The sequence below is a fragment of the candidate division WOR-3 bacterium genome (assembly GCA_016926475.1).
In the GTDB taxonomy this organism is placed as follows: Bacteria; SDB-A; SDB-A; order SDB-A; family SDB-A; genus JAFGIG01.
Genome location: JAFGON010000015.1, coordinates 1 through 4589, shown reverse-complemented (window position 1 = coordinate 4589; position 4589 = coordinate 1). Strand labels below are relative to the sequence as shown.

Annotated in this window: 6 protein-coding genes; 2 read left to right on the top strand and 4 right to left on the bottom strand. The window is 41.9% G+C overall.

The window, feature by feature from the left end:
* Positions 1 to 88: 88 nt before the first annotated feature.
* Positions 89 to 847 (bottom strand): RDD family protein, encoded by a 759-nt coding sequence (locus JXA84_01210; protein MBN1149821.1) that lies wholly within the window; start codon positions 845 to 847, stop codon positions 89 to 91.
* A 68-nt stretch (positions 848 to 915) separates the two neighbouring features.
* On the opposite strand from JXA84_01210, the gene JXA84_01205 reads away from it, so the two are divergent.
* Positions 916 to 1470: a hypothetical protein gene (locus JXA84_01205; protein MBN1149820.1), complete on the top strand. Its 555-nt coding sequence runs from the start codon at positions 916 to 918 to the stop codon at positions 1468 to 1470.
* Here JXA84_01205 and JXA84_01200 read toward each other — a convergent pair.
* The 3 genes from JXA84_01200 to JXA84_01190 all read right to left on the bottom strand — a co-directional run bounded on the left by JXA84_01200 (position 1467) and on the right by JXA84_01190 (position 4221).
* Positions 1467 to 2954 (bottom strand): hypothetical protein, encoded by a 1488-nt coding sequence (locus tag JXA84_01200; GenBank protein MBN1149819.1) that lies wholly within the window; start codon positions 2952 to 2954, stop codon positions 1467 to 1469. The two genes, JXA84_01205 and JXA84_01200, sit on opposite strands and share 4 nt — an antisense overlap.
* An 82-nt stretch (positions 2955 to 3036) precedes the next feature.
* Entirely contained in the window at positions 3037 to 3945 is a 909-nt protein-coding gene (locus JXA84_01195) for a T9SS type A sorting domain-containing protein (GenBank protein MBN1149818.1), read from the bottom strand.
* 3 nt (positions 3946 to 3948) lie between these two features.
* Positions 3949 to 4221 carry a hypothetical protein gene (locus JXA84_01190; protein ID MBN1149817.1) on the bottom strand — a complete coding sequence of 91 codons (273 nt, stop codon included), beginning with the start codon at positions 4219 to 4221 and terminating at the stop codon, positions 3949 to 3951.
* A 108-nt stretch (positions 4222 to 4329) separates the two neighbouring features.
* On the opposite strand from JXA84_01190, the gene JXA84_01185 reads away from it, so the two are divergent.
* Positions 4330 to 4589 (top strand): hypothetical protein (locus tag JXA84_01185; GenBank protein MBN1149816.1); only part of this gene is annotated, 260 nt, incomplete at its 3' end.

The window sequence follows — 4589 nt, the reverse complement described above, 5'->3', positions numbered from 1 at the left end:
TAAAATATTTCGTCCTTTTCGTCTTTATTATTGCGCCTATTATTTTTTTCGCCTTCTTAGCTCTTTCGAGGGCACTTGGGGTCATGTTTTACGGGGACAGCCTCGATTCAGATTGACGTACGCTTGAGTCTTTAACGACTATCGAATTCGTCCATAGATCGCCGATTCTCCTTCTGTCTGGTTTAGTCCAAATAAACAAAATTTCTATCACGATAAGAGGGGCGAGGTGTAGAGACAATTCCCGTATGAAAGATTTCCAGAATTTAATCGGTTTTCCAGTTTCCGTATCCACAACTCTCATTTTCAGCAGTTTTCTACCCAGGCTTTTACCTTTGAAAGCGTCTCTTGAGTAGGAATAAAATATTGCAGCCGACAACAGGATAAAGAAAAATACAAGAGATAAAAGCTTTATGAGTTTAGATTCGCAGGTTTCAGAGATTACCACAGGGGGTATTCCTGCGAGAATGATGAGAATGGATAGCATCCTGTCTATGAAAAACGCCCAAATTCTCAGCCATGGAGAAGGAATGCCGTATTCTCCGGAATAATTCACGGCAGAGGGTTGGAAAAAAGGATCCTTTTTTATGCCTTCTTTGAAAGGCGGCATGTCGGAAAAAAACCTTAAAATCAGCAAAAAGGGGAGGGTACAGAATATAAAAAAAAGAAACGTCAGGAGAAAAGACAAAACCGTCTGGTCAGGGCTATGTTCGCTGAAAATTTTTTCTTTCAAAAAAGAACAGGGTTCACGGGAAAATGCCGAAATCAAAATGGAAAGAAGAAGACACAAAACAACCACCGTCAGTGCAATTAGCTGAAACATCTTTTTAGGCAAAAACTTTCTTTTCATCTTAGCCAATTAAAGCATTTTTCTACAAAAATTTGAAGACAGTGGCAAAATATGATAAATTTCAAGCTATGAAGACATCAGTGTTGTTTTCGGTTGCTTTTTTTGCTTTTTATTCATCGGTGGTTAGTGGAGTCCATGATAACAGAGACAATAATGTAACAGTTGAGATTCTACATGAAAGTTCAGCTTATTTCAGGCCTTCCGAAGCCTCCCGGCTGTTTTACGAGTTTCAGCCCCAAGATGTAATAAAGATAGAGGCGGTTTCTGACAGTGGCTGGCTTGGATTTGACCCCGGAATTGCTCAAGCTGCCAACACGGGAGTTTTCAGGTTCAGGTGGTTGAAAAATGACTCCTCTGTAGCCTTGAGAGGGGACACTTCTTGTCTTCTCAAGTTCTCTTCTCCGGATCCCTTTTTAACCTACAACATGTTTTTTGAAGGCGTCAAAATTTATTCTGAAAAGGACTCTTTTTCCATCCCTTTGTTTAGCGCTCTCTGCGGCGATTACGCTGAAATTATAAGTCCAATAGACGAAGACTGGATTGAAGTGGATTTCTCTAGAGGTTTTCCTTCAATGGATTTAAAGGGGTGGATAGAAAAATCCGATTTGAACGTGAATTACTAGTCAGAAAAAAAAGAGAAGGAAACTGATTCCGAGCGTTCGCCTGCGAAAAGTTTCAAAAAATAGATCCCCGAAGATACAACCGCAGAGTTTTCAAGATAATTGTTCAGATGAATTTGGTGCAAGCCAGAAGAAAATTCACCTTCAGCGATTTTTCCTATGTGAGAGCCGTTCACTGAATAGACGCTTATCACGACATATTGCTGTTTTTCGAGAAAAAAACGCAGCAGAACCGAATTTTCATAATATAAAGGAGCCATAAGAATTTTTTGTCCGTTTATCGGCGTTGTTCCAGGGTTTTCCTCTTCTACCTGAGTGTATTGCGTAATGTCAGGAAAGGATTTCGAAAACTGACCGCCATAGACACCAATGTCGTTTCTCAAAAAGCCTCTTGAAGGATAGAGTGCGTTTCCGGGGTTGAGAGTGTCCTCCGGATCATTGCTCGACATAGGGTCTCCTGAATCAACGCATGGAGAGTCAAAAGATAAAACATAGTTGCTGTCGCAGAAAAGTGGATTTGTTGATATATTTCCCGTTCCGGACCAACCGCCTTCGATGTCGCAATAAGTAAAAGCAGTAGTTCCTGCGTTATAAGTCCATATCTGATTGTATTCCGGGTAAGTGGCGGTGTTTCGCCATAATATGTTGTTTCTCAATTCGACGCTTGTCGAGTGAATCAGCACCCCGCCTCCTTTGCCGCATGGAGGAAGACTTCCGTCCCCGAGCGCTGAATTTCCTATTATAACGTTGTTCTCAACGATTATGGGATACGACGGATTGTCGTTTCCAATCCAGATACCGCCTCCTCCGTAAGTGTTGTGCTGAGGATAAGGTCTGAAAACCCTGTTTTTCGCTATTATGTTGTTTCTTATTATGCCCCCGGAATAATTGAGGACAATGCCGCCCCCGTACATTCCGCTGTTGCCAATTATGACGTTGTTCTGTATCAAAGGGAAGCCGTCTCCAACTCGGATACCTCCGGCCCCTGAACTTATTATTCCGGACGCGGTCCTTATCGCCCTGTTGTAGACTATCAGGTTGTCCATTATTTTCGGTGAAGAATTCGACACCAGTATCCCTCCTCCTTCTATGTATATTCCATGCCCGTGTTCGTCCGTCCATTTTGTTCCGGAGCCGTTTGTTATAGTGAAGCCCTGTATTACAGAGTTTGAGTCTTCTCCACAGGCAAAGAGAACGCAGCTGCCTGTGTCTTCGCACAAGGGCTGACCGCCGTCAATTACAGTGTTAAGTATGTGTGAAGTTTCTCCGTCAAGAATGTAGAGGCTGGCGAGAACGGCTTTCCTGCCTCTGAAATTGAGGTTTTCAGCGTATACACCTTCAGAGACTATTATTGTGTCAAAATCAGCGCACGAGTCTATAGCGGATTGTATCTTTTGAAAATCTGTTGGGACGTAAATGATTTCCGACGAAACGATTCTCCAAGAAGATAAACACAGCAAAAATGACAAACACAAAGACCTGGGCATTTTTCCTCCTTTTTAACTTTTGTCTATTTGGACTTGTTACAGCTCAGGTCTGTGACATGTTATTTTGGATAAAAATAAATTTCTACTTAATAATGGTTATCCTTTTTGTGATTTCGATGTTTTCCGAAGTCAGAGACAAAAAATACGAACCGGAAGGAACAGAAGACAGACAAAGATCAAATTCGTTCAATCCCTCTCTAAACAAAAAGTGAAAATCGAACTCAAGCTCCCGGCCACACAAATCAAAAAGCCTTATGCTTCCCAGAGAATTTGCCCGGTGGGAAAATCTTATCTTGACCATCCCGGAAGAAGGATTTTGAACTATGAAAATATTCGGCTGAAAAATAGGTTGGGTCGGTTCTTCGACAGACGCAAATACACTGTCGAAAAGACTCTGCATCGTCACCGCGTTGAGGATCAATTCCTGAAAATCCGCACCCGCGACTACTCCATAGAAGACATTCAATGAATCGAGATAGTTCAGCTGATAAGGGCCGGATCTAAATAAGATCGCGTAACTTCCTGCTGTGTCTGGAATAGAGGGAGGCACGTTCAAATCGGAAAGAAGACAGTAGTAAGTTGAGTCGTAAAAAGGCATGTCTTCAGGCCAGTGGAAAGAGGCTCCCATATTAGGGACCTCGCAGAGAATCTTCATGCCGATATATTCAGAGGGGGTTCTGATGTCGTGGAAGTATGCTAATTTCAGGGAATCCACGTAACCGCAGTAGTCGTCAGTGTGTGACAGATTAGTCACGTTGAAGTCCATGTAGAGCCCCAAATACACGCTGTCATAATTGTTCTCCGATTTGTTTACGTAATCAAACTTGAAAAATAAGAAATCTGAATAACGGTCTTGCGAAAAAGAATACCCCCATCGGATAGACTTGATGTTTGAGACGTGTTCCGAATCGTCAAAAAGGTAAACGCTCGCGTACAGCGAATCGTCGATCCATTGCCATTGACAGGACGCAATGGACCATTCGTTTATCATGTGTCAACAAAGTTTGTTGGAGACCACCACAGTATCGCCGGAGGGAGACAAAAAACCTATCGAGTGACATCCTCTGAGAAGATGATCGATAGAAGATCCGCCGGGGTACTCCATGGAAGAATTTTCACTGTTGCCGATGTCTCCGTTCAAAGGATCAAAACCTGTCCAGAGATTGTTGTTGTTGTGAAAACTGTCGAGAGGGGAAAAAACACCCTCCGCTTGAACGCTTGATGATATCAACATAAAGACCAGAAAAGAGAATATCCTTGTTTTCATTTTTCCTCCAAGTCGGCATGAACAGATTTATTATCGCATGAAAAGTTGCAAAAAGAAGCGTTTTATAATATGGTTGACAGATGTGCATCTTCGTGGAAAAGAGTATTTATGAAAACATTGCACAATACGGTTTTCATAGCCATAATGCTTTCAGGCTTTATCGGTCTCGTAAAATCCAATGGTTTTACCCAGTTTATCCTTGTGGCGTGCGTCACTCTGGCTGTTTTTTTGCTCTACTTTTTATTTTTCATGAAACTTGAGGCTAAAAGGCAGAAAAAAGAAGTGCAGGATGAAATTGACAAAAGCATAAACTTACTGAGATCTTTTCCTGACAATTTTTATTTTAAAATTTTCGACAACATTTCCGG

Coding starts and splice junctions, on each gene's coding strand:
- JXA84_01205 (MBN1149820.1), top strand. CDS start 916: ATGAAGACATCAGTGTTGTTTTCGGTTGCTTTTTTTGCTTTTTATTCA.
- JXA84_01195 (MBN1149818.1), bottom strand. CDS start 3,945: ATGATAAACGAATGGTCCATTGCGTCCTGTCAATGGCAATGGATCGAC.
- JXA84_01190 (MBN1149817.1), bottom strand. CDS start 4,221: ATGAAAACAAGGATATTCTCTTTTCTGGTCTTTATGTTGATATCATCA.
- JXA84_01200 (MBN1149819.1), bottom strand. CDS start 2,954: ATGCCCAGGTCTTTGTGTTTGTCATTTTTGCTGTGTTTATCTTCTTGG.
- JXA84_01210 (MBN1149821.1), bottom strand. CDS start 847: ATGAAAAGAAAGTTTTTGCCTAAAAAGATGTTTCAGCTAATTGCACTG.